The 25,023-nt window shown below is 66.9% G+C and carries 21 protein-coding genes and 1 pseudogene; 9 read left to right on the top strand and 13 right to left on the bottom strand.

What is annotated here, in order from left to right; all coding sequences use genetic code 11:
- Window positions 1-140: 140 nt before the first annotated feature.
- The 13 genes and pseudogenes from WS78_RS27565 to WS78_RS27625 all read right to left on the bottom strand — a co-directional run bounded on the left by WS78_RS27565 (window position 141) and on the right by WS78_RS27625 (window position 14,220).
- A complete protein-coding gene (locus WS78_RS27565; protein WP_038752812.1) occupies window positions 141-1,016 on the bottom strand; it encodes an ABC transporter permease in 876 nt (291 codons plus the stop codon).
- Window positions 1,009-2,199 (bottom strand): ABC transporter substrate-binding protein, encoded by a 1,191-nt coding sequence (locus WS78_RS27570; RefSeq protein WP_059579596.1) that lies wholly within the window; start codon window positions 2,197-2,199, stop codon window positions 1,009-1,011. Before WS78_RS27570 ends, WS78_RS27565 begins: the two co-directional genes overlap by 8 nt.
- Before the next feature lie 483 nt (window positions 2,200-2,682).
- Window positions 2,683-3,351, bottom strand: a pseudogene (locus tag WS78_RS37825) (ABC transporter ATP-binding protein); the annotation flags it as partial.
- A complete protein-coding gene (locus WS78_RS27580) occupies window positions 3,348-4,463 on the bottom strand; it encodes an acyl-CoA dehydrogenase family protein (RefSeq protein WP_059579589.1) in 1,116 nt (371 codons plus the stop codon). The pseudogene WS78_RS37825 and the gene WS78_RS27580, both read right to left, overlap by 4 nt.
- Entirely contained in the window at window positions 4,436-5,002 is a 567-nt protein-coding gene (locus WS78_RS27585; RefSeq protein WP_059579585.1) for a carboxymuconolactone decarboxylase family protein, read from the bottom strand. Before WS78_RS27585 ends, WS78_RS27580 begins: the two co-directional genes overlap by 28 nt.
- 171 nt (window positions 5,003-5,173) lie before the next feature.
- A complete protein-coding gene (locus tag WS78_RS27590; protein ID WP_059579580.1) occupies window positions 5,174-6,169 on the bottom strand; it encodes an AraC family transcriptional regulator in 996 nt (331 codons plus the stop codon).
- 359 nt (window positions 6,170-6,528) lie between these two features.
- Complete coding sequence (gene groL, locus WS78_RS27595; RefSeq protein WP_059579576.1) at window positions 6,529-8,169, bottom strand: chaperonin GroEL; 1,641 nt, start codon at window positions 8,167-8,169, stop codon at window positions 6,529-6,531.
- A gap of 17 nt (window positions 8,170-8,186) precedes the next feature.
- Window positions 8,187-8,477, bottom strand: a complete 291-nt coding sequence (locus tag WS78_RS27600) for a co-chaperone GroES (protein ID WP_038752798.1) — start codon at window positions 8,475-8,477, stop codon at window positions 8,187-8,189.
- Window positions 8,478-8,702: 225 nt separating this feature from the next.
- Complete coding sequence (locus WS78_RS27605) at window positions 8,703-9,677, bottom strand: helix-turn-helix domain-containing protein (RefSeq protein WP_059579573.1); 975 nt, start codon at window positions 9,675-9,677, stop codon at window positions 8,703-8,705.
- A 313-nt stretch (window positions 9,678-9,990) separates the two neighbouring features.
- A complete protein-coding gene (locus WS78_RS27610; RefSeq protein WP_059579570.1) occupies window positions 9,991-10,428 on the bottom strand; it encodes a hypothetical protein in 438 nt (145 codons plus the stop codon).
- 562 nt (window positions 10,429-10,990) lie between these two features.
- The gene (speB, locus tag WS78_RS27615) at window positions 10,991-11,953 is read right to left on the bottom strand and encodes an agmatinase (protein WP_059579566.1); all 963 of its coding nucleotides are present in this window, start codon (window positions 11,951-11,953) and stop codon (window positions 10,991-10,993) included.
- Between the two features lie 126 nt (window positions 11,954-12,079).
- Window positions 12,080-13,570: an aldehyde dehydrogenase gene (locus WS78_RS27620; protein ID WP_059579564.1), complete on the bottom strand. Its 1,491-nt coding sequence runs from the start codon at window positions 13,568-13,570 to the stop codon at window positions 12,080-12,082.
- Between the two features lie 98 nt (window positions 13,571-13,668).
- Window positions 13,669-14,220 (bottom strand): cupin domain-containing protein, encoded by a 552-nt coding sequence (locus WS78_RS27625; protein WP_059579560.1) that lies wholly within the window; start codon window positions 14,218-14,220, stop codon window positions 13,669-13,671.
- Window positions 14,221-14,651: 431 nt separating this feature from the next.
- Between WS78_RS27625 and WS78_RS37830 the strand changes: the two genes are divergently transcribed.
- The 9 genes from WS78_RS37830 (at window position 14,652) to WS78_RS27675 (ending at window position 24,888) form a co-directional block, all read left to right on the top strand.
- On the top strand, window positions 14,652-14,855 hold the full coding sequence (locus tag WS78_RS37830) for a hypothetical protein (protein WP_226377325.1): 204 nt from the start codon (window positions 14,652-14,654) through the stop codon (window positions 14,853-14,855).
- Between the two features lie 300 nt (window positions 14,856-15,155).
- On the top strand, window positions 15,156-15,956 hold the full coding sequence (locus WS78_RS27640) for a gamma-glutamyl-gamma-aminobutyrate hydrolase family protein (RefSeq protein ID WP_059748073.1): 801 nt from the start codon (window positions 15,156-15,158) through the stop codon (window positions 15,954-15,956).
- A 26-nt stretch (window positions 15,957-15,982) separates the two neighbouring features.
- Window positions 15,983-17,317, top strand: a complete 1,335-nt coding sequence (locus tag WS78_RS27645; protein WP_059579553.1) for a glutamine synthetase family protein — start codon at window positions 15,983-15,985, stop codon at window positions 17,315-17,317.
- A 35-nt stretch (window positions 17,318-17,352) separates the two neighbouring features.
- The gene (locus WS78_RS27650) at window positions 17,353-18,801 is read left to right on the top strand and encodes an aspartate aminotransferase family protein (protein ID WP_085701539.1); all 1,449 of its coding nucleotides are present in this window, start codon (window positions 17,353-17,355) and stop codon (window positions 18,799-18,801) included.
- Window positions 18,802-18,867: 66 nt separating this feature from the next.
- Complete coding sequence (locus tag WS78_RS27655; protein WP_038748247.1) at window positions 18,868-19,989, top strand: polyamine ABC transporter substrate-binding protein; 1,122 nt, start codon at window positions 18,868-18,870, stop codon at window positions 19,987-19,989.
- A 189-nt stretch (window positions 19,990-20,178) separates the two neighbouring features.
- A complete protein-coding gene (locus WS78_RS27660; protein WP_038748245.1) occupies window positions 20,179-21,333 on the top strand; it encodes an ABC transporter ATP-binding protein in 1,155 nt (384 codons plus the stop codon).
- Complete coding sequence (locus WS78_RS27665) at window positions 21,330-22,322, top strand: ABC transporter permease subunit (RefSeq protein ID WP_059579267.1); 993 nt, start codon at window positions 21,330-21,332, stop codon at window positions 22,320-22,322. Before WS78_RS27660 ends, WS78_RS27665 begins: the two co-directional genes overlap by 4 nt.
- Window positions 22,319-23,248: an ABC transporter permease subunit gene (locus WS78_RS27670; RefSeq protein ID WP_059579264.1), complete on the top strand. Its 930-nt coding sequence runs from the start codon at window positions 22,319-22,321 to the stop codon at window positions 23,246-23,248. The genes WS78_RS27665 and WS78_RS27670 overlap by 4 nt, the downstream gene beginning before the upstream one ends.
- 65 nt (window positions 23,249-23,313) lie before the next feature.
- Window positions 23,314-24,888 carry a DUF3138 family protein gene (locus tag WS78_RS27675; protein WP_038748239.1) on the top strand — a complete coding sequence of 525 codons (1,575 nt, stop codon included), beginning with the start codon at window positions 23,314-23,316 and terminating at the stop codon, window positions 24,886-24,888.
- The last annotated feature ends 135 nt before the right edge of the window (window positions 24,889-25,023 follow it).

Genomic DNA, 25,023 nt, shown 5'->3' on the forward strand with positions numbered 1-25,023 from the left:
TCCTAGCCTTTCTTACTTGCGTTACCGGACCGCGCCGAGCGCGGCATGCCGAACCGCGCTTCGTTCACCAAAACATCCGCGCCGCGCCCAGCCAAGCCATCGCGCGCCGCGCCGCATCACGCCGACGCATGTCAGCCGCATCAAGCGCGCGCCTTCGTCCAGCGGGCAAGCGCGGCCCGTGCGAGCGCATCGAGCGCGAGCCCGATCGCGCCGATCACGACGATCACCGCCGCGAGCTCCGAATACGCAAGCCGGTCGCGCGTGTCGAGCACCAGATAGCCGAGCCCCGCGCTCACGCCGAGCATCTCGGCCGGCACGAGCACGATCCACAGCACGCCGATTGCGAGCCGCGCGCCGCTCAGCACCGACGCGGTGATCGCCGGCAGCACCACGTGCCATGCGAGCTCGGCGCGCGTCGCGGCGAGGCTCTCGCCGAGCTCGAGCCAGCGCCGGTCGACCTGCCCGACGCCGGACGCGGTGCTCATCAGGATCGGCCAGAACGCGGCGAACGCGAGCAGGAAACAGATCGAGCGCTCGCCGATGCCGAACGACATCACCGCGAGCGGCATCCACGACAGCGGCGAGATCATCCGCAGGAACTGGAAGGTCGGCGACAGCAGCGCGTCGAGCCATCTCACGCGTCCGATCAGCAGTCCGAGCGGCACGCCGAGCGCGAGCGCGATGCCGAGCCCCGTCGCCACGCGCACGACGCTCACGCGCACGTGCATCGCGAGGCGCTCGTCGCGCAACAGCGCGGGCGCGCTTTCGAGCGCACGCTCCGGCGCGAACAGGCGCACGGGCGACTGCGGCCCCGCCAGCCCGTGCGTCGCCGCCCACCAGAGCGCGATCGCGCAGACGAGGCCAGCGACGCCGATCGCCGCGTCGCGCAGCGGGCGAGCGAGCGGCCGGCGGCCGGCATGGGCAGATGCGGCGGCGACCCGCGGCGGCGCGCCGCTTCCGCGATGAGCGCCCGCGCCGCCGCGCGCCGGCCCGCGCCGAACCGATACGTCAGACAACGATCGTCTCCTCGCGCGAAAACGATTCGGGCAACCCGAACGCCGCGAGGCCGCCGACGGCCGCGATGCTCTTCGTGACGAACCGCGCGTCGACGAGCTCGCTCGCGACGCGCGCCGGATCGAGCCGCTCGAGAAAGCGCGCGTCGCCGTCCATCGCGGTGCGCTTCAGGCGCCGCACCAGCTCTTCGGTGTAGCTCGGAAACGGATACGGCTGGAAATCGATTCGCTTCTCGCGCCAGCCGGCGTGCCGGATCGCGCCGCGCGCGCGATAGTCGGCGTCGAGCGCCGCCGACGGCGCGAGCACACGCGACAGCGTCTGCACGGCATGCGGCGTGTAATGCTGCGCGCCCTCCTTCGACAGCAGCCGCGCGGTCTCGTCCGGATGCGCGCGCGCCCAGAGCTGCGCCTTCACGATCGCGTCGACGACTTTCTGCGACCACTGCGGCCGCGCGTTCAGATCCTGCTCGTGCATGAACACGACGCAGCACGCATGATTCTTCCACACGTCGCCGGTAAACCGCAGGATCTTGCCGATCTTCATCAGCTCGACCGCCGCGTTGAACGGCTCCGCGACGATGTAGCCCGCGATCTGTCCGGCCGCGAGCGCGGGCGGCATGTCGGCGGGCGCCATCACGACGAGGTTCACTTCGTTCGCCGCGATGCCGCCCGTGCGCTTGAGCACCGGCGCGAGCCCGCTCTCGCGCAGCAGATGCTGCACGACGACGTTGTGAATCGAATACCAGAACGGCACCGCGACGGTCTTGCCGCCGAGCTGGCGGACGTCGTCGATCGCGGGCGCGACCGTCAGCGCCGAGCCGTTCACGTGATTCCACGCGACGACTTTCGCCCGCACACCGCTGCCGTAGCGCGCCCACACCGTCATCGGCGACAGCAGATGGACGACGTTGACCTGCCCGGACAGGAAAGCCTCGACGAGCTGCGCCCAGCTGCGCAACAGCCGCGGCTTCTCGGCCGCGACGCCCGCCGCGTCGAAATAGCCGTTGTGATGCGCGACGAGGAGCGGCGCGGCGTCGGTGATCGGCAGATAGCCGATGCGCACCGGCGCGTCGGGCTCCACGGCCGCGCGCGCCGCGCGTTGCGCGAGAAGCGGCAACGCCGCCGCGCTCGTGAACAGCGCGGCGAGCTTGAGCCACTCGCGGCGGGTGATCGATACATCGCACATGGTCGGTCCGTTCGAAGAATGAAGAAATCAGGCGGCGGGACGCGCATCGTCCGCGCTCGCGCGTCCTGCGGCTTCGGGCGCGTCGCGCAGCGCGCGCAACATGCGGTGGATCTCGATGCGCAGCGCGTCGAGACGGTCGAATCGTTCAAGCGGGTCGAGCGGGTCGAGCGGGTCGTGCCCCTCGATCCGCTCACGCAGCTCATGCAGCTCACGCAGCTCGCGGCGTTCCCGCGGCCCGCGCCGGTCGCATGCCGCCCGCAACGCATCGGGCGCGGCCGGCGCGGCGCAAGCGCCGGGCGCTTCGGATCGTTCGGACATCGCGCCACGGCCGCGCGCGGCGTCGATCGCGAGCGCGCCGCATGCGTCCCGCTCATTCCGCTCATTCCGCTCATTCCGCTCATTCCGCGCGGCGCGCGCATCGCACCCTTCGCCGACTTCCGACAGCGTCTCGACGCATCCGCCCGCCGCCGCCGCGCGCGACGCAACCGTCCAAGCGCCGGCCGTCCCGCCGCGCCCGTCGAGCAGCACGACCCGGTCGGCGACGCGCAGCGCCTCGTCGATGTCGTGCGTGACGAGCACGGTCGCCGCGCGCGTGTCGGCGACGACGCGCAGCAGCAGGTCCTGCATGTCGGTGCGCGTCGCGGCGTCGAGCGCGCCGAACGGCTCGTCGAGCAGCAGCACCTGCGGCTGCCGCGCGATCGCGCGTGCGAGCGCGACGCGCTGCGCCATCCCGCCCGACAGTTGCGCCGGATGGTAGCCGCGTGCGTGCGCGAGCCCGACTTCATCGATCGCCCATGCGACGCGGCGCGCGCGCTCGCCGCGCGACAGGCGCGGCTGCCGCTTGAAGCCGAGCCCGAACGCGACGTTGCGCTCGACCGACAGCCACGGCAGCAGGCTCGCTTCCTGGAACATCAGCACGACGTGCGGATGCGGCCCGTCGAGCGGGCGGCCCGAGATCTCGATCGTGCCGGACGCGGGCCGGCGCAAGCCCGCCAGCACGCGCAACAGGCTCGACTTGCCCGCGCCGCTCGCGCCGAGCACCGCGACCAACTCGCCCGCGCCCACCGCGAGATCGAAGCGGTCGAGCACGGGCGGCCGCGCCGCGTCGTAGCCGAGCGTCAGCGCGCGGGCGTCGAGCCACGGCGCGCTCATGCGGCGTCGCGCGCCGCGTGTTTCGCGAGCTCGCTCTTCAGCTGCACGAGGCTCGGCGTGACGACCGGCACAAACGCGGCCTCGCGCCAGCGCCGTTCGAAACCGTTGTCGGCACCGTCGCGCCGCACGTACGCGCGTCCGCCGCTCGCCTGCAGTTCGAGCTGCACGGCAGTCTGCACGAGCTCGGCGAGCGCGATCCGAATCTCGAAGAGCCGCGCGCGCTGCGCGCCGAACGCGCCGTCGCGCAACCCGGCGACGAGCCGCCCGGCCGTCACATCGAGCGCGTCGCTCGCGCCGGCGATTTCGGCATCGAGGATTCGCCGCGTGGCGTCCGCCGAACGGCCCGCCTCGTCGAGCGACCGGCTCGCAAGCCCGATCGCCATCGCGCACTGCATCCCGAGGAACGCGGGCCGCACGGCGGGCAGAAACGCATGCGCGTCGTCGTGAATCCGCCAGCGCGCATCCAGCGCCACGTCGGTGAAACGCAGCGCCGCCGTGTTGCTGCCGCGCAAGGCGATCAGATCGAGATCGTCGCTCCGCGCGACGCCCGCCGCATCGTCGCGCACCGCGAAGATCGACGCCGCGCGCCCTTCGTGCGCGACGGCGACCGCGACGAGCGCGCCGCCCGGCCGTACGTTCGTCACCCACGGCAGCGCGCCGTTCAGCCGCCATGCTTCGGAACACGAAGGATCGGGCGTTGCGTCGAGCTGGAGCGATTCGATCCCCTGCAGATACTTCATCGCGTTCGACAGGCCGGTCGCGCCGGCCGCGTCGCCGCTCAGCAGCGCCGGCAGCCAGCGCGCGCGCAACTCGGCGTTCGGGCTGTGCAGCAGATATTCGACGAACGTCCGCTGCGCCCAGCACACGAACGCGGCCGTCAGCGAATGCCGCGCGAGCGCGGCGATCGTCGCCACCGCCTCGACGACGTCGCCCGCTTCGCCATCGCGCACCGGCAGGCCCGCATGAAACGCGCCCGCCGCCGCGAGGCGCGGCACGAGTTGCTGCTTCGCTTCCGACGAAGCGTCGAGCGACGCCGCGTGTGCGTCGAGCCAATCGGTCAGCGCCGGATCGAGCGCGATCCGGGTCATGCGGTTTGCGTGCGAGGTTCCCATCGGTAGGCGGCCAGTTCAGGATTCAATTCGTTCTGCGCGAGGTTGTTCGCGAAATTGCAGAGCGTCGCGAGGCTCACGCCGAGCACGACCTCGAGCGCGTTCGCGCGCGTGAAACCGGCGGCGACGAACGCATCGAACTGCGCGTCGCCGACCGCGCCGCGCGCCGCGATCACCGCGCGCGTGAACGTCGCGACGGCCGCAAGGCGCGCGTCAGCGGGCGGCTCGCCCGCGCGCAGCGCGTCGACGTCCGCGTTCGGCACGTGCGCCTTCTTCAGCGCGACGGCGGTGTGCCCGGCGACGCAAAAGCCGCAGCCGTGCGTCGCGGCGGCCGTGATCTGCACCGCCTCGCGCTCGGCGAGCGTGAGGCCGCTGCGGCCGTTGATCTCGGCGACCGTCAGGTACGTTTCGAGCGCGGTCGGCGCATTCGCGAGCGACGCGACGAGATTCGGCAGGAAGCCGTTGTTGTTCAGCACGCGCGTCAGATACGGCACGCTCGCTTCGGGCGCGTCGCTCGGCGTGAGAAGAGGAAGGCGGCTCATGTGAGGCTCCTGGTGGAATGCCTCATTGTCCGAAGCGCGCCGCCGGCGGGCAATGCGCGAAGGTCTGCGAGTGCTGCGGATTCGTCCACGCGTGCGCAGCGAAGTACGAACGGACGAAACGATCGCCGCCGCCCGGCGCTCAGTGCTCAGCGCCGCTTCGACGGCGCGCGCTCAATGCAGCGCGGCGTTCGCTCCCGCGGCATGCGCGCCGCCGGTCTCGCCGCCGCGCGGCGGCGCCGCGCCCTGTTCACGCCGGTACGCGCCCGGCTGCAGCCCGACGATGCGCTTGAACGCATGCGCGAACGCCGATTCCGACTGATAGCCGACCCATTCGGCGACGCGCGCGATCGCCTCGCCCTGCCGCAGCATCTCGGCCGCGATCTTCATCCGGATCAGCGTGACGAATTGGGCGGGCGGCTGGCCGCACGCATCGACGAAGCGCTTGAAGAACGTCGCACGCGACATGTGCGCGAACGACGCCATCGCGTCGGTCGTCCATGGGTCGCCGGGCCGATCGATGACGGCCGCGATCAGGCTCGCGAACTCGGCGCGGCGCATCAGCGGCGCGAGGCCGCTCGCGAGCGAATCGTCGTCCACCGCGTCGCGCACCGCGTAGAAGAACAGCAGCTCGGTCAGCCGCGCGATGAGCGGCGACGGCTCGTCGAACGAGCCGGGCTTCGCCGCCTCCGCGCGAATCAGCCCGACGATCGCATGAATCTGCGCGGCCGCCGCGCTGGCGCGCCGGACCACGAGGCAATCGGGCAGGTACGATGCGATCCAGTCGCTCGAGCCGCTGCGGAACGCGAGAAAGCCGCATGCGAGGCCGACCGCGTCGGGCGCGCCGGGGTCGAAGCGCTGCATCGCCGGCTGCGCCGCGCGCGCGGCGTCGCGCGCGCGAACGGGCGGCTTCGCGCCGGATGTCAGCGCATGCGGGACGTCGCGCATCAGGAATGCCGCGTCGCCTTCGGCGAGCGGCACGCTCGCGCGGCCGTCGAAAAAGTGCAGCCGGCAGCGGCCGCTCAGCACGACGTGGAAGCTCGCCTTCGCGCGCCCGGCCGTCGACGCGCGCCAGCCGTCGCCGCAATACTGGCCGACATGAAAGATCGAGCCGACGGGCTCGAGGCTCGACAGCAGCCAGTGAATGATCTTGTCTGTGTGCGCCCGCATGCGTCGCGTCCCCGGTCGTGTCGTGTTGGTCGAATGCGATGGTAATCGCATTAATTCGTGCGCGTTACGTTAGCGGCATCGCGCCGGCAGACAAACCAACGTTTTGTCGGACGCTTATGAGCGCGAGAAATAAACGCGATGCGACAGGCGTCGAACAGTCGGTTCGACGCCTGTCGCGTGGCGAGCGCTCGGTTCGGTCGACCATGTTTCGCTTCATGCGTCGCGTGCTCCGCTTCGCGTTCGACGTCACGCGCGAAGGATTGCGGCATCGCGTCGCACCGGGCGCGCGCCGCACGCGCCGCCGAGGCACGCGGCCCGTCGAGCCGCGCACCTCGCGCGTCGCGCGTCGCGCGATTCGCTCAGAAGTCGAAGCCCGGACCGCCCGCGCCCGGCACGCCGGCCGGCGCGGCGGGCGGCGCATCCTTCGGCGCTTCGTGGACGGTCGCATCGGTCGTGAGCAGCAGGCCCGCGACCGACGCCGCGTTTTGCAGCGCGGTGCGCGTGACCTTCGTCGGATCGAGCACGCCCGATTCGACGAGATCGCCGTATTCGCCGGTCGCCGCGTTGTAGCCGTAGTTGCCCTTGCCGGCCGCGACCGTCGCGACGACGACGCTCGCCTCCTCGCCCGCGTTCGCGACGATCTGGCGCAACGGCTCCTCGAGCGCGCGCAACACGATGCTGATGCCGGCCTTCTGATCGGCGTTCGCGGCCGCGAGGTCCGCGATCGCCTGCTTCACGCGAATCAGCGCGACGCCGCCGCCCGGCACGATGCCTTCCTCCACGGCCGCGCGCGTCGCATGCAGCGCGTCGTCGACGCGGTCCTTCTTCTCCTTCACTTCGATTTCGGTCGCGCCGCCGACCTTGATCACCGCGACGCCGCCCGCGAGCTTCGCGACGCGCTCCTGCAGCTTCTCGCGATCGTAGTCGGACGTCGCATCGGCGATCTGCGCGCGAATCTGCTTCACGCGCGCCTCGATGTTCGCCTTCTCGCCCGCGCCGTCGATGAGCGTCGTGTTTTCCTTGCCCACCTCGATGCGCTTCGCGCGGCCGAGCTCCTGCAGCGTCGCCTTTTCGAGCGTGAGGCCGGTTTCCTCGGCGATCACCTGGCCGCCCGTCAGGATCGCGATGTCCTCGAGCAGCGCCTTGCGGCGATCGCCGAAGCCGGGCGCCTTCACCGCGACGGTCTTCAGGATGCCGCGGATGTTGTTGACGACGAGCGTCGCGAGCGCCTCGCCCTCGATATCCTCGGCGACGATGAGAAGCGGCCGGCCCGCCTTCGCGACCTGCTCGAGCACCGGCAGCAGATCGCGGATGTTCGAGATCTTCTTGTCGTGCAGCAGGATGAACGGCTCGTCGAGCACCGCGAGCTGGCGGTCGGGATTGTTGATGAAGTACGGCGACAGGTAGCCGCGATCGAACTGCAGCCCTTCGACGACGTCGAGCTCGTCGGCGAGCGACTTGCCGTCCTCGACGGTGATCACGCCCTCCTTGCCGACGCGGTCGATCGCCTCGGCGATGCGCTGGCCGATCGATTCCTCGCCGTTCGCCGAGATCGTCGCGACCTGCGCGATTTCCTTGCTCGTCGTCGTCGGCTTGCTGATCTTCTTCAGCTCCTCGACCGCGGCGGCAACGGCCTTGTCGATGCCGCGCTTCAGATCGAGCGGATTCAGGCCCGCCGCGACGTACTTTTGCCCTTCGCGAACGATCGCCTGCGCGAGCACGGTGGCCGTCGTCGTGCCGTCGCCCGCCGCGTCGCTCGTCTTCGACGCGACTTCCTTCACGAGCTGCGCGCCGATGTTCTGCACCTTGTCGGCGAGCTCGATCTCCTTCGCAACCGATACGCCGTCCTTCGTGACGACGGGTGCGCCGAAGCTGCGCTCGAGCACGACGTTGCGGCCTTTCGGGCCGAGCGTGACTTTCACCGCGTTCGCGAGCAGATTGACGCCTTCGACGAGCCTCGTGCGCGCGCCGTCGTGAAAAATGATTTCTTTCGCTGCCATGATTCGATGCTCCCCGCTCAGGAATGGACGACTGCGACGATCTCTTCTTCGCGCAGCACCAGCAATTCGTTGCCGTCGACCTTCACGGGCTGCCCCGCGTACTTGCCGAACAGCACGCGCTCGCCGACCTTCACGTCGGGCTCGATGCGCTTGCCGTCGGCGTCGCGCCGGCCGGGGCCGACCGCGAGGATCTCGCCCTGGTCGGGCTTTTCGGCCGCGCTGTCGGGAATCACGATGCCCGACGCGGTCTTGGTTTCCTGATCGAGTCGCTTGACGATGACGCGATCGTGTAGCGGACGTAGGCTCATTCTCACGTTTCCTTTATCGAAGTTCTCGCACTCGAGTTCAATGAGTGCCAACCGGAACCCGAGTATAGAAACGTGTCGCCGATCGCTCCAATAACGGATTCGCAAAAACTTATCGATGGATGGCATTAGCGGCGGCAGGCCGGATCGGCGGCCGGGATCGCACAGCGATCGGCCCTGTTTCATTTCGCAGCGGCGCCGCCGCCGGCCCGCGCCGGCAGCGCGGCGTCACCGATGCAGCCGTTGCCCGGCCCGCTCCAGCGTCTCGCTCGGCGTATGACCGAATTCGGCCTTGAAGATCCGGCTGAAATATTTTTCGTCGCGAAAGCCGTGGCGCCATGCGATCGTCGCGATCGACTCCCGGACGTACGCCGGATCGGCGAGCTTGCGATAGGCCGATTCGAGACGCTTGCGCTGTATCTGCCGCATCACGCCACCATGCGGCTCGAACAACTGATAGAGCTTCGATCGCGAAAGACCGACCTGCTTGCAGATCAGATCAGGCGTCAGCTCGAGGCTCGACAGGTTCGCATCGATGTAGTTTTTCACGCGTTGCTGCAACGCGCTTTCGATGGCCGCGTTGGCCTGCTCGAACAGATCCGGGCTGCGCGCCGCGCAAGCGCTTGCGAGATGCAGCGCCGCCTGGACGACGGGACCGATGTCGTCGGCGTTCAAACGCGGCAGGTTCGCGACCAGCGAACGCAGGTGATCGGCGAGCAGTTGACCGACTCCCTGCTTCAGCGATTTCCCGTGCAGCCATTCGGCCGTTACCGGCAGCAACGATCGGGGTATCGCCATCCAAACGACGTTGCCCGTCGTGATCTCCGATTCGAACGGCTGGGTTGCGTCGATCACGTACAGTTCATTGCGTTGCTTGAACGATGGTTCCGGTCCGCTTAGCCAAACGAACCCGGCATCGAGATGAATCGTGAACTGGTAAAGATCCAGCCCGCGCGCGGCAATCTGGCGAGAGGATCTATCGGCCTTGATCACGGCTCGCCGCGACGGATGCAACCAGGTATGCCAGCCGATCGACAGCGGCCCCACCGTGGCGCCGCTCGATTCCCAATCGAACGGCACGCCGGCGCTGTCGACGATCGAATACTGGCAGCTGCCGCCTGCCGCCCACGCGTCGAATCTGTCACGCGCCGGAATCTCCAGCGTCGTGCAGCGGTAAATACCGATGCCGGGTGCTTTGTCCAAGTGGCCCCCGATCCGCGTGAATCGGCCAGCGCCTTTGCCGGCCGGGCAAAGGGCGATATTCCGAACATGGCCGGGAATCTCCGGCTCATCGGCCTATCGGCAACGCGAATGAGTGTAAGCGATGCGAAGAACGCACACCAGCTTCGAATCGCCGTGACGACGGCGCCCGCGTGGCCCCGTCCCGTTCTTCGACGAACAAGGTCCGCCGCGGAAACGGCGTGATGCGCTTTTGCGCGAATTTCATTCGTGGCACACGCAAGGGACGGCGAGTCATACCCGCTCTGCGACGTATGCCGGGCGCAAGGCCGCGATGCTATTTTCCGGAAATATAGTAATTTGAAACGACCCCCTTCTTGAAGGTGACCGACAACGACTTCCGTGCATCCCTGGAATAAATCTTGTCGAACACGCCCTGGTTCGCGGTGCCGACTGCATTGCCCGTCACGCCACTCGTTCCGGGCTTCGGGATCGAACCCCACAGATAATCGACGGCATGGCTGACCTGATTATCACCGGGGTTGAAATCGTAATCCCAGCTCTCCCCTCCATCGCTGTACATCATCTTGCGATCCGGATTGCCGTACAGCGTCCGCACCTGCTCCTGCGTCGTGACACCGGTGACAAGATGTTCCTTGATATAGGCGGTCCCGTACTTGGCGGTGTCCGTACCGCCAAAGGGCATCTGACTGCAAGCCGCCGCCAGCATCAGCGGCGACATCGCGAGCGTACGCGTGACGATATTCATTTTCATGTTGTCCTCGTCGCGAGATATGCGCGATCAAAACGACTTCGTGACCGCAAACCGTTTGCACGACGATCGGAGCCGACTGCCTCCTTTCTACCTGCGATGCCGATTTGCAAGGCCTCTGTACGATATAGACCGCGTTATCTCCGCGTCAACGCCAATGCGTCCGGTTGTTTGGATAATGGACGCATATCCGCCTGAAATGGACTGAAATCCACCTTCCGCATGCAATGAAGCGCACGCGCATCGCATGTCTGCCGGGCGATCGGGGAGCTCATGCCCGAAGGCGTTTCTGCGAGCTCGACCTGCTTATTGATGACGCCTCCCACCACCTGTCGAGCTTCAATCCGCCGTACACCCGTCGAAATCCCCGCCGACGCGGATCGAGGCGACGCATAGTCGAGAATGAACGCAGCAATTGCGGGAATCGCGGCACGTTCTGCGGGCAATGCATTGGCGGCGGGTCTAGCGGCCGGAGCGCCATGGCCTGGACGGCGAACACTTCCGGGAGCACCTCCCGTCGAGCCGCCGTCCAGCCGCTCCGCCCGCCGATCGCCGCGTGATCGCGTCAACGCGCGCCGACCTTGCGCTGCCGCCACAGACACAGCAGATCGCACGCGACATGCGCGGCCGCGATCGCGGTGATTTCGCTCTGATCGTACGCGGGCGCGACTTCGACGACGTCCGCGCCGATCAGGTTCACGCCGCCGAGACCGCGCACGATCGCGAGCGCCTGCGCGGACGACAGCCCGCCCGCGACCGGCGTGCCCGTGCCCGGCGCGAACGCGGGATCGAGGCAGTCGATGTCGAACGTCAGATACGCGGGCCGGTCGCCGACGATCAAGCCGATGCGCTCGAGCGCCGCGCGCACACCGTGCTCGTGCACCCACGCGGCGTCGAGCACGTTGATGCCGAGATAATCGTCGTTCCACGTGCGAATGCCGACCTGCACCGACGTCTTCGGATCGATCAGCCCGTCTTTGACCGCCTTGTAGAACATCGTGCCGTGATTGAGGCTGTCGGGCGCGTCGTCGGCCCATGTGTCGCAGTGCGCGTCGAAATGGATCAGCGACAGTGGCTTGCCGTACTTCTGCGCGTGCGCGATCAGCAACGGATACGTGATGTAGTGATCGCCGCCGAGCGTCAGCATCCTCGCGTCCGACTGCAGGATCGTCCGCGCGTGCTCAACAATCGCGGCCTTGATCGTGAGCGGATTGTGCGCGTCGAACCAGCAGTCGCCGTAGTCGATCACCGCGAGATCGTCGAACGGATCGAAGCCCCACGGATACGGATTCAGCTCGGCAAGCTGCACGCTCGCCGCGCGCACCGCGGCGGGGCCGAGGCGCGCGCCGGAGCGGAACGTCGTTGCGAGATCGAGCGGCACGCCGGACACGGCGACGTCGACCCCGCCGAGATCGCGCGTGTAGTTGCGCCGCATGAACGACAGCACGCCCGCGTAAGTGTTTTCGATCGAGGAACCGTAGGGGGAGGAGCGGCGGATCGCGCCGTCGCCATAGAGCGTTTCAGTCATCGAATGACCCGGTGGAGGGACCGGCGCGCTCGCGATGCCGCCGATAATGCGAGCGCGCCGGCGTCGGATTCATTGGGAACGCGGCGGCGCGACGCATGCGCGCCGCCGCGCTGGCTTGCGAATCCTTTAGCGCAGCCGAACGAGCGTGGACTTCAGCTCGGTGTACTTCTCCAGTGCGTGCAACGACTTGTCGCGGCCGTTGCCCGATTGCTTGTAGCCGCCGAACGGAAAATTCATGTCGCCCCCTTCGTCGTAGCAATTGACCCATACGGTGCCCGCGCGCAGCCGGCGCGCGACTTCGTGCGCGGTCGTCAGGTTCGCGGTCCACACCGCGGCGCCGAGCCCGTATTCGCTATCGTTCGCGATCCTCACCGCTTCGTCGATCGAATCGAACGTGATCACCGACAGCACCGGGCCGAAGATCTCTTCGCGCGCGATCTTCGCGTCGGGCGCCGTGTCGAACACGGTGGGTTCGATGTAGAAGCCGCCGCTCTGCTCGTTCACGCGCGCGCCGCCGAGCAGCAGCTTCGCTTCGCCGCGGCCCGCTTCGATGTAGCCGAGCACGCGCTCGAGCTGGATCGCGTCGACGATCGCGCCCATCGACACGTTCGGGTCGAGCGGATTGCCGGGCTTGTATGCGCGCGCCGCGGCAATCAGCTTCTCGAGGAACGCATCCTTGATGTCGCGATGCACGAGCAGGCGCGAGCCCGCCGTGCACATCTCGCCCATGTTGTAGAAGATCGCGCCCGCCGCCGCCTTCGCCGCGCGATCGAGATCCGGGCAGTCGGGCAGCACGATGTTCGGCGATTTGCCGCCGAGCTCGAGCCACACGCGCTTCAGGTTCGACTGGCCCGCGTACTGCATGATCAGCTTGCCGACGCCCGTCGAGCCGGTGAACGCGAGACAGTCGACGTCGCGATGCAGCGCGAGCAGCTTGCCCGGCTCGCCGCCGCCCGGCACGACGTTGAACACGCCGGCCGGAATGCCCGCTTCGTGCGCGAGCTGCGCGACCCTGATCGCCGTGAGCGGCGATTTCTCCGACGGCTTCAGCACGACGCTGTTGCCCGCGGCGAGCGCCGGCCCGAACTTCCACGACGCCATCAGGATCGGGAAATTCCACGGCACGACCGCGGCGACGACGCCGAGCGGCTCGCGCGTGACGAGGCCGACGAGATGATGATCGGCGGGCACGACTTCGCCGCCGACCTTGTCGATCGCTTCCGCGAACCATTCGACGCAGTACGCGGCGCCCGGCACGTCGACCGTCGTCGTGTCGCCGATCGGCTTGCCCGCGTCGAGCGTCTCGAGCAGCGACAGCTCGTCGAGATGCTCGCGCATCAGCGCCGCCCAGCGAAGCAGGATCGCCTTGCGCCGGCGCGGGTTCAGGCCCGCCCATGCCTGCTCGTCGAACGCGCGCCGCGCGGCCGCCACCGCCGCGTCGACGTCGGCCGCGCCGCAGTCGGCGACTTTCACGAGCACGCGGCCGTCGATCGGGCTCACGCAATCGAACGTCTTGCCGCCGTGCGCGTCGCGGTACGCGCCGCCGATGAATGCGCGCCCTTCGATCGCGAGCGTCGCTGCCTTGTCCTGCCAGTAAGCCAAAGTCGTCTTGTCCATCGGAATAGCCTCGTAGGGTTTGATTCGCCATGCAAACTAAATGCCCGGCGCCGCATGCTTGCGACGCGCGGGCGGCGGCGAATCGCGTTGGCGCGTCGTCAGAAGGTGGGCGGCGAATTCGCCGACACGACCTCGCAGACGTGTTCCGCGCTGGGATTGCGAAAACGGTGCGGCAAGCGGCTCTCGAAGTAGTAGCTGTCTCCGGGATCGAGCAGCCACGTCGTGCCGTCGACGGTCAGCTCGATCTGACCGGACACGACGACGCCGCCCTCGTGCCCCGCGTGCGTGAGCATTTCCGGGCCTGTATCCGCGAGCGGCTGATAGACCTCGCGCATGATGCACATGTTGCGGTCCTTGACGCCGGAGCCCGCCAGATAGAAGCCGATCGCGTCGTTGCCGAGATTCGGCATCTCGCCGCGGCGCGAGACGACCGAGCGATCCTCGTCGACCTCGAACGTGAAGAACTCCGCGAGGCTCATCGGAATGCACTCGAGCAATTTCTTCAGCGATCCTACCGAAGGACTCACGCGGCTCTGCTCGATCAGCGAGATCGTGCCGTTCGTGACGCCCGCGCGCTTCGCGAGCTCGCGCTGCGACAGGCCGTACTTCATGCGCACGTGACGCAGACGGGTGGCGACTTCATTGGACATCGATGTGGAATCCGACACGATTGGTGAGCGTCGACGACCGACGATTGCATGGCACGAGTGTCGAATATTCTAATCACTTTCAATCGTTTTCTGTCCGGGAAAACCCTGCAAGACGATCGAAATAATGCACGCTGCGGCGCGCATTCGCTCACGCAGGATTTATGCCCGCCACCATCGAGCACTCGATGCTTCGTATTTTTGAAAAATATTTGACGCCGTTTTTGGCTCGTATATGCTGATCCACAGGTCGGCATCACATCATCGTCATGTTGCGGTGCGTTTCTGACGGTGTCCGAAATATGCAGCACGTTGACGATCTTGCCGCCGGACCGTCGCCCCGATTTATTAAACGCAGGATGCGTTCGATGAGCCGGGGTGTTCAAAACTTTCAACGTCACCAGTCGAGTGTAATCGTGAGAGTCCGTGGCCCTCTGGTAAGGTGGGATCGAAGACATGCGGCGAACATCCCGCATGACGTCGCCCTCTCCGACGGCAGCAGCGGCGCGCTTGTTCCTCGCCTGCTTCCGTCCGTATTCACCATCCTGTCCCGTCGCTCCGTGCGACGTCACAACGCCGTCTCCGCACGCGCCTACATCGCCGTGCACATCGACGAAGTCGCCTCGCTGCTGCCCTAGCGCCTCTCCTTCTGCCGCTGTTCGCTTCGAACGCACGCCCTGACGCCTGATCGGCGCAGCGGCCTGACATCGAACGCGCGCGCTCGGCCATCCCCGCTGCGTCGCGCGTTCGCTCGGAGCGAGCGCAATCCCCTGCATCGCGCGCCGTGCGGCTGCCGGCTTGCCGCCGCCGTTCGACCGTCGCGCCCCGACTCATCGACTTCGCGCATCGCGTGAAGCCGACGGGCCCCGTCACGCCTGCCGTATTGCGATTTTCGATGCGCGATTCGCAATCCGGGCATTCATCGAAACGTGAAATTCATGCAAAGCAAACCATTGGTCGGAATCACCGCTGACAAAACGATGATGGGCGCGCATCCATCTCATGTCGCCGGCGAAAAATACATCGCGGCAATCGTCGAGGGCGCGCTCGCGCTCGCGATGATCGTGCCGGCGCTCGGCGCGCGGCAAGCGGCGCGCGACGTGCTCGCGGCCGTCGACGGGCTGCTGTTTACCGGCAGCCATTCGAACGTCGAGCCGCATCGCTACGGCGGGCATCCGAGCGCGCCCGGCACGCTGCACGATCCCGCGCGCGACGAGACGACGCTGCCACTCGTGCGCGCGGCGATCGACACAGGCGTACCGGTGCTCGCGATCTGCCGCGGCTTCCAGGAAATGAACGTCGTGTTCGGCGGCACGCTGCATCAGCAGGTGCATGCGGTCGACGGCCTCGACGATCACCGCGAAAATAAGCAGGACGCGCTCGACGCGCAGTACGCGCCCGCGCATGACATCCGGCTCGCGCCGGGCGGCTTGCTGCAGCGCCTCTGCGGCGGCGAGACGAACGCGCGCGTGAACTCGCTGCACGGGCAAGGCATCGCGCAGCCCGGCGCGGGTCTCGCGATCGAGGCGCTCGCGCCCGACGGCCTGATCGAAGCCATCTCCGTGCCGGGCGCACGCGCATTCGCGCTCGGCGTGCAGTGGCATCCGGAATGGAAGCACGCGGACGATCCGCTATCCACCGCGATCTTCCGCGCATTCGGCGACGCGTGCCGCGCCCGGATGCTCGCCCGCATGCAGCACGACGCCGACCTGCCGCCGGCGCACGCGATCGGCGCGTGACCCGGCCCACTACAACGAGAACGATCATGCAAGACATCGACGAATTCCTGAAGAAACATCGAATCACCGAAATCGAGGCGATCATCCCGGACATGGCCGGCATCGCGCGCGGCAAGATCATTCCGCGCAGCAAGTTCGAAACCGGCGAATCGATGCGCCTGCCGCAGGCGGTGATGATCCAGACCGTCACCGGCGATTATCCCGAAGACGGCAGCCTGACGGGCGTCACCGATCCCGACATGGTGTGCCTGCCCGACGCATCGACGATCCGCCTGATTCCGTGGGCGATCGATCCGACCGCGCAGGTGATCCACGACTGCGTGCATTTCGACGGCACGCCCGTCGAGATCTCGCCGCGCCGCGTGCTGCGCCACGTGCTCGACCTTTACAAGGCGAAAGGCTGGAAGCCCGTGATCGCGCCCGAGCTCGAGTTCTATCTGGTCGACATGAACAAGGACCCGGACCTCCCGCTCGCACCGCCCATCGGTCGCACCGGCCGGCCGGAAACGGGCCGCCAGTCGTACTCGATCGAGGCAGTCAACGAGTTCGATCCGCTGTTCGAGGACATCTACGAGTACTGCGAAGTGCAGGATCTCGAAGTCGACACGCTGATTCACGAAGTCGGCGCAGCGCAGATGGAGATCAACTTCCTGCACGGCGATCCGCTGAATCTCGCCGACCGCGTGTTCCTGTTCAAGCGCACCGTGCGCGAGGCTGCACTGCGGCATCACATGTACGCGACGTTCATGGCGAAGCCGATGGAGAACGAGCCGGGCTCGGCGATGCACGTGCATCAGAGCATCATCAACGAGGAGACGGGGCGCAATCTCTTCACCGCCGAAGACGGCAGCCCGACCGACATGTTCTACGCGTATATCGCCGGGCTGCAGAAGTACACGCCCGCGCTGATGCCGATCTTCGCGCCGTACATCAACTCGTATCGCCGGCTGTCGCGCTTCATGGCCGCGCCGATCAACGTGCAGTGGGGCTACGACAACCGCACGGTCGGCTTCCGGATTCCGCATTCGTCGTCGGTGTCGCGCCGGGTCGAGAACCGCATTCCGGGCGTCGACTGCAATCCGTATCTCGCGATCGCGGGCACGCTCGCGGCGGGCTATCTCGGCATGACGCAGCGCCTCGTGCCGACCGAGCCGCTCGTCAGCGACGGCTACAGCCTGCCGTACCAGTTGCCGCGCAATCTCGAGGAGGGGCTCACGCTGATGAGCGCATGCGAGCCGCTCGCCGGCATCCTCGGCGAAAAGTTCGTGAAGGCCTACCTCGCGCTGAAGGAAACCGAATACGAAGCGTTCTTCCGCGTGATCAGCTCGTGGGAACGCAAGCATCTGCTGCTGCACGTCTGAACGCGCACGCAGCCGCATCCATACAGGAGGAAACGATGAGCTACCGACTGAACAACGAATCGGCGTGGGTCGCGCCCGCCGCGCCCACCGCGCCCGCATCCGGCGCACACGCGCAGCAGCGCCGCACGAGCGCCGAATATCGCGCGCTCGACGCGGCGCACCATATCCATCCGTTCTCGGACATGGGCTCGCTCAATCGCGCGGGCAGCCGCGTGATCGTGAAGGCCGAGGGCGTGTATCTGTGGGATTCCGACGGCAACAAGATCATCGACGGGATGGCCGGGCTCTGGTGCGTGAACGTCGGCTACGGGCGCGAGGAGCTGATCGAGGCCGGCAGCCGGCAGCTGCGCGAACTGCCGTTCTACAACACGTTCTTCAAGACCACGCACCCGCCGATCATCGAGCTGTCCGCGCTGCTCGCCCAGACCGCGCCGCCGTCGTTCAACCGCTTCTTCTATTGCAACAGCGGCTCCGAGGGCAACGATACGGTGCTGCGCGTCGCGCATCAGTACTGGCGCACGCAGAACCGCCCGCAGAAGAAGTTCGTGATCTCGCGCAAGAACGGCTATCACGGCTCGACGATCGCGGGCGCGACGCTCGGCGGCATGGGCTACATGCACGAGCAGATGCCGTCGAAGGTCGAGCACATCGTGCACATCGATCAGCCTTATTACTTCGGCGAAGCGAGCGAAGGGCAAACGCCGGAGGCGTTCGGGCTCGAGCGCGCGCGGCAGCTCGAGGCGAAGATTCTCGAGCTCGGCGCGGACAACGTCGCGGCGTTCATCGGCGAGCCGTTCCAGGGTGCGGGCGGCGTGATCTTCCCGCCGTCGACGTACTGGCCCGAGATCGAGCGAATCTGCCGCAAGTACGACGTGCTGCTCGTCGCCGACGAGGTGATCGGTGGATTCGGGCGCACCGGCGAATGGTTCGCGCATCGGCACTTCGGCTTCGAGCCGGATCTGATGACGCTCGCGAAGGGGCTGACGAGCGGCTACGTGCCGATGGGCGCGGTCGCGCTGTCGGACCGGATCGCCGACGCGCTGATCGCGCACGGCGAGTTCAATCACGGGATGACGTACTCCGGGCATCCGGTCGCGGCGGCGGTGGCGGTGGCGAACCTGACATTGCTGCGCGACGCGAAGATCGTCGAGCGCGTGAAGACCGATACGGGCCCCTACTTCCAGAAACTGCTGCGCGAGACGTTTTCGCATCATCCGATCGTCGGCGAGATCTCGGGCGCGGGGCTCGTCGCGGGCCTGCAGCTCGCGCGCGAGCCGGGCGCGCGCAAGCGCTTCGAGAACGGCGGCGAGGTCGGCACGATCTGCCGCGACTACTGCTTCAACGGCAACCTGATCATGCGCGCGACGGGCGACCGGATGCTGCTGTCGCCGCCGCTCGTGGTCTCGAAGACTGAGATCGACGAGATCGTATCGAAAGCGAAGAAGGCGATCGACGCGACCGCGCAGCAACTGGGCCTTTCCTAACCGTATTGCCAATCGGGCGGGCGGCGCTCGTGCGCCGCTCCCCACCTTCATCATCAGGGGAACAACATGAGTGTGAGCCATCTTCGTCATGCGGTCGCGCGCGCTGCGTTCGTCGCGCTCGCCGGTGCGTCGGCCTTGTCCGTTCCGGCCGCGCAGGCGGCCGGGGTCGAGCTGAACGTCTACAACTGGTCCGACTACATCGCGAAGGACACGATCCCGAACTTCGAGAAGCAGACGGGCATCCACGTCAAGTACGACAATTACGACAGCGACGACACGCTGCAGGCGAAGCTGCTCGCGGGCAGCTCCGGCTACGACATCGTCGTGCCCACGTCGAACTACATGGCCAAGCAGATTCAGGCGGGCGTCTATCAGAAGCTCGACAAGTCGAAGTTGCCGAATCTGTCGAACCTCGATCCGACGCTGATGAAGATGATCTCCGACGCCGATCCGGGCAATCAGTACGGCGTACCCTGGGCGTTCGGCACCGACGGCATCGGCTACAACGTGCAGGCGGTGAAGAAGGCGCTCGGCGAAAACGCGCCCGTCGACAGCTGGGCGCTCGTGCTCGATCCGGCGAACCTGTCGAAGCTGAAGGGTTGCGGCGTGTCGTTCCTCGATCAGGCGGTCGATGTGTTCGCCGCGACGCTGCAATACATGGGCAGGAATCCGAACAGCACGAATCCGGCCGACTACCAGGCGGCGTTCGACGTGCTGAAGAAAGTCCGCCCGTACATCACGCAGTTCAACTCGTCCGGCTACATCAACGATCTCGCGAACAACGACGTGTGCGTCGCGCTCGGCTGGTCGGGCGACGTCGGCATCGCGCACCGCCGCTCGGCCGAAGCGAAGCGCTCGTACGACATCAAGTTCTCGAACCCGAAGGAAGGCGGCCTGCTGTGGTTCGACGTGATGGTGATTCCGAAGGACGCGCCGCACGCGGAAGCCGCGCTGAAATGGATCAACTACATCGAGGACCCGAAGGTCAACGCGGCGATCACGAACGAAGTGTTCTACCCGACCGCGAACCGCGCGGCGCGACAGTTCGTCGTGCCGGGCGTCGCGCAGGACCCGACCGTCTACCCGCCCGAAGACGTGCTGAAGAAGATGACGCTGATGCGGCCGATGCCCGCCGACATCCTGCGCCTCGAAAACCGCCTGTGGGCGCAACTGAAGACGGGACACTGATCACGAACGACGGCCGCGGGCAGCAGTCGCTCGACCGCTGCCCGCCCGAAGCAAGCAAGCCGGCGCCGGCGCGTTCGACCTGAAACGCCCGACGCCTCGACTCCCGGTCGCAGTGCCTCCGCGATTCGCATCGTGCGCGTCGCGCGGGAGCGCTCATGCCTGCGATCCCCAACGAAGGATGGCTACATCATGAAATCGACGCCTTCAATCGACACCGCGCAACTGGCGCGCCCCCCGGCCGGCAAACCGTCCGGAACGAACGAGTTCGTCCGCATCGAGAACGTCGTGAAGAAATTCGGAGACAGCACCGCCGTCGACAACGTCAGCCTGTCGATCGCGAAGAACGAGCTGTTCGCGCTGCTCGGCAGCTCCGGCTGCGGCAAGTCCACGCTGCTGCGGATGCTCGCCGGGCTGGAGACGGCGACGTCCGGGCGCATCTTCGTCGACGGCGAGGATCTCGCGACCCTGCCGCCGTATCGCCGCCCCGTGAACATGATGTTCCAGTCGTACGCGCTGTTTCCGCACATGACGGTCGAGTCGAACGTCGCGTTCGGCCTGAAGCAGGAAGGCACGCCCAAGCACGAGATCCGCGAGCGCGTCGCCGATGCGCTGCACCTCGTGCAGATGAGCCGTTACGCGCAGCGCAAGCCGCATCAGCTGTCGGGCGGCCAGCAGCAGCGCGTCGCGCTCGCGCGCTCGCTCGTCAAGCGCCCGAAGCTGCTGCTGCTCGACGAGCCGATGTCCGCGCTCGACAAGAAGATCCGCCAGAAGACGCAGCTCGAGCTCGTCAACATCATCGAGAAGGTCGACGTGACCTGCGTGATGGTCACGCACGATCAGGAAGAAGCGATGACGATGGCGAGCCGCCTCGCGGTGATGAGCGAAGGCCGGATCGTGCAGATCGGCACGCCGAGCGCGGTCTACGAATTCCCGAACAGCCGCTTCTCGGCCGAATTCATCGGCTCGACGAATCTGTTCGAGGGCGTCGTCGTCGAGGACGAGCCCGATCACATCTTCGTCGAGAGCGAGGACCTGGAGGCGCGGATGTACGTGAGCCACGGCGTCACGGGGCCGCTCGGCATGCCGGTCGGCATCTCGGTGCGGCCCGAGCGCGTGCGCGTGTCGCGCGAGCGACCGAGCGCGCCGCACAACTGGGCGCGCGGCGTCGTCACCGACGTCGCGTACATGGGCAGCTATTCGCTGTACCACGTGCGCCTGCCGAGCGGCAAGACCGTCGTGTCCAATCTTTCGAGCTCGCACCTGATGCAGGAAGGTGCGCCCGCCTACAACGACGACGTGTTCGTCTCCTGGTCGCCCGCAAGCGGCGTGGTGCTGACGCAATGAGAACCTCTCCCTTTTCCTCTCCCTCTTCCTCGCTCGCGGCGGCCTCCTGCGCCGCCCGAAGCGCGTCGCCCGCGCGCGCGCTCGTCACGCGCATCGCGGCGCGCTTCAAGCCGTCCGGCCGCAGCGTCGCGATCGGCGTGCCGTTCCTCTGGCTCACGCTGTTCTTCGCGCTGCCGTTCGTGCTCGTGCTGAAGATCAGCTTCGCCGATCAGGTGATGGGCATCCCGCCGTACACCGCGCTGATGAGCGTCAAGGACGGCGCGGTGCAGTTCGCGCTGCAGCTCGGCCATTACGCGTTCCTGCTGCAAGACAGCCTCTATGTCGCGACCTACGTCAGCTCGCTGAAGATGGCCGCGGTGTCCACGCTGTTCTGCCTGCTGATCGGCTATCCGATGGCGTACTACATCGCGCGCTCCGCGCCCGCGACGCGCAACCTGCTGATGATGGGCGTGATGCTGCCGTTCTGGACATCGTTCCTGATCCGCGTCTACGCATGGATCGGCATCCTGAAGGACGACGGCCTGCTGAACCACGCGCTGATCGCGATCGGCCTGATTCACTCGCCGCTGCGCCTCTATCACACCGATGCGGGCGTCTACATCGGGATGGTCTATTCGTACCTGCCGTTCATGGTGATGCCGCTCTACGCGCACCTCGTGAAGATGGACCTGACGCTGCTCGAGGCCGCATACGACCTCGGCGCGAAGCCCTGGGTCGCGTTCACGCAAATCACGCTGCCGCTGTCGAAGAACGGAATCATCGCGGGCAGCCTGCTCGTGTTCATTCCGGCCGTCGGCGAATACGTGATTCCGGAACTGCTCGGCGGCGCCGACACGCTGATGATCGGCCGAGTGATGTGGGACGAGTTCTTCAACAACATGGACTGGCCGATGGCCTCCGCGGTGACGGTCGCGATGGTGCTGCTGCTCCTCGTGCCGATGGCCGTGTTCCAGTACTACCAGGTGAAGGAACTGGGGGACGCGAAATGATCAAGCCCAACAAGCCGCTTTCCGCCGGCGTGCTGACGCTCGGCTTCCTGTTCCTGTACATCCCGATCGCGAGCCTCGTCGTCTATTCGTTCAACGAATCGAAGCTCGTCACCGTCTGGTCCGGCTTCTCGCTGAAGTGGTACGCGGCGCTGTTGCAGGACGACGAGCTGCTGACGAGCGCGTGGCTGTCGCTGAAGATCGGCCTGTTGACCGCGTTCGCGTCGGTATTCATCGGCACGTGGGCGGGCTTCGTGCTCGCGCGCTTCGGACGCTTTCGCGGCTTCACGCTCTACACCGGGATGATCAACGCGCCGCTCGTGATTCCCGAGGTGATCCAGGGCATCTCGCTGCTGCTGCTGTTCGTCGCGCTCGAGCAGATGCTCGGCTGGCCGAAGGGCCGCGGAATGGTGACGATCTGGATCGGCCACGTGATGCTGTGTGTGTCGTACGTCGCGATCATCGTGCAGTCGCGGGTCAAGGAGCTGAACAAGTCGCTCGAAGAAGCGGCGCTCGATCTCGGCGCGACGCCGCTCAAGGTGTTCTTCGTGATCACGCTGCCGCTGATCTCGCAGGCGCTGCTGTCCGGCTGGCTGCTGTCGTTCACGCTGTCGATCGACGATCTCGTGCTGTCCGCGTTCCTGTCCGGCCCCGGCTCGACGACGCTGCCGCTCGTCGTGTTCTCGCGCGTGCGCCTCGGCCTCAATCCCGAAATGAACGCGCTGGCGACGCTCTTCATCACCGCCGTCACGATCGGCGTGATCCTCGTCAACCAGATGATGCTGAGCCGCGAGCGCCGGCGCGAGCGCGACATGCGTCTTGCGTTCGCGCAGCCCGCGCCGTCCGACGCCGCCGAATCCGACGCGCCCGGCAGCGCGCCGCGCGCACCGCAAACCGCCGCGACGAGAAAGTCGCTCGGCACAGCCTGACGCCGCCCCGATCGCCCGAACGAGCACCGAAGTCCTTCGCAATACGATCAATCAGGAGAATTTGCATGAGAAAGAAGTTAATCTGTCTGCTCGTGGCCGGGTCGCTTCCCGGCTTCGCCGGCGCCGCATCGACGAGCGCGCAGATCAAGGCGCTGCAGGCGCAGCTGAACGCACTGCAGGCGCAGGTGAAGGAGCTGCGGTCCGCGCTCGCATCGCAAAACGGCGCTGCGGGCGGCGGCGCTGCGGGCAAGGGTGCGGCAGCCGCGACGGCCGCCGCGCCTGTCGACGAATCGTCGCCGGACTACGGCCGCGCACCCGCCGCGCTGACGAACGACGACGTCACGCAGATGAAGCAGCAGATCGCGAATCAGCAACTGAAGGTCGATTCGCTGACCGACGCGGCGAACACGGGGCCGATCGCGGGCCTGTCGGTGACGGGCTACATCGATCCGACCTACGTGTTCAACCGCGCGGCGAGCACGTCGTCGTTCCTGTTCGCGAACCACGAGAGCAACTACAACTACTTCAACAGCACGTTCGGCGATCTGTATCTCGACATCAAGAAGACGTTCGGCGTCGGCCCGATGGCGCCGTCGGCCGAGATCACGCTGATGCCGAACCGCGGCAACGGCATCACGCTCTTGCAGAACTCGCGCGGCAACATCGGCAACAACATCCTCAACACCGCGGTCGTCAACGTGCCGCTCAGCGCGACGACGACGCTCGTCGCGGGCCTCGTGCCGAGCTTCGGCGGCTACGAGGTGCAGCAGTCGAACCAGATGCTCACGCTCACGCACAACCTGCTGTACGACTTCTCCGATCCGGGCAGCTACATCGGCATCGGCGCGAACTACACGAAGGGCAACTGGGCGTGGAAGTTCCTGCTCGGCAACGAGCAGTACCGCACGTACGGCTCGGTCACGCAGACGGGCACGAACGCGCTCGGCGATCCGATCACGACGAGCAACAAGGTGCCGACGTTCACCGCGCGCGTCGACTACACGTGGTCGAGCGCGCTCGATCTCGGCGGCTCGTTCAACGTCGGGCGACAGACGCTCGGCAGCGCGACGACGCAGTCGGGCGCGATCGTCTACGGTCCGGGCGGCCAGGCGTCGAGCCCGTACGGCGCGTTCTTCTTCGCGGAAGCGGACGCCACCTATACGCTCGCCGACATTCAGTACAACGCGGAAATCGACTACGGCCAGCAACAGCACGCCGCGTTCAACGGCGGCCGCGCGCAGTGGTACGGGTTGTCGCTGCTCGCGCACCGCAAGTTCAACGTGCCGGTGCTCGGCCGGATGGGCGCGACGGTGCGCTACGACTTCCTCGCGAACAGCAAGAACGGCGGCGGCGGCGGCGGGATCGCGCTCAACGGCAACGGGATGGATACCGCGGACGGCTTCGGCATCGACGCGGACTGCCTCGCGACGTCGAAGGCGAACGGCGGCCTCGGATTCGAGTGCAAGGGCGCGAACCGGCAGGACGTCGCACTCGATCTGCTGTTCTATCCGACCCAGCAGATCACCGTGAAGGTCGAATACCGGCACGACTGGGCGAACAACAAGGTGTTCCTGCGCAACGACGGCTCGTACAGCAAGTCCAACGATCTGCTCGCGACGCAGTTCATCTATTCGTTCTGACGCCGACGGCGCGACGGCGGGCGGCGTGCCGCACGCCCGTTCGCGCCGCATCCCGTTTTCCGTATCGCATATTGCCGCATATTGCATATCGCGCATCGCATATCGCGGCCGCATGACCCCGCGATGCGCCGATGC

It is taken from the genome of Burkholderia savannae (genome assembly GCF_001524445.2).
Classification (GTDB): domain Bacteria; phylum Pseudomonadota; class Gammaproteobacteria; order Burkholderiales; family Burkholderiaceae; genus Burkholderia; species Burkholderia savannae.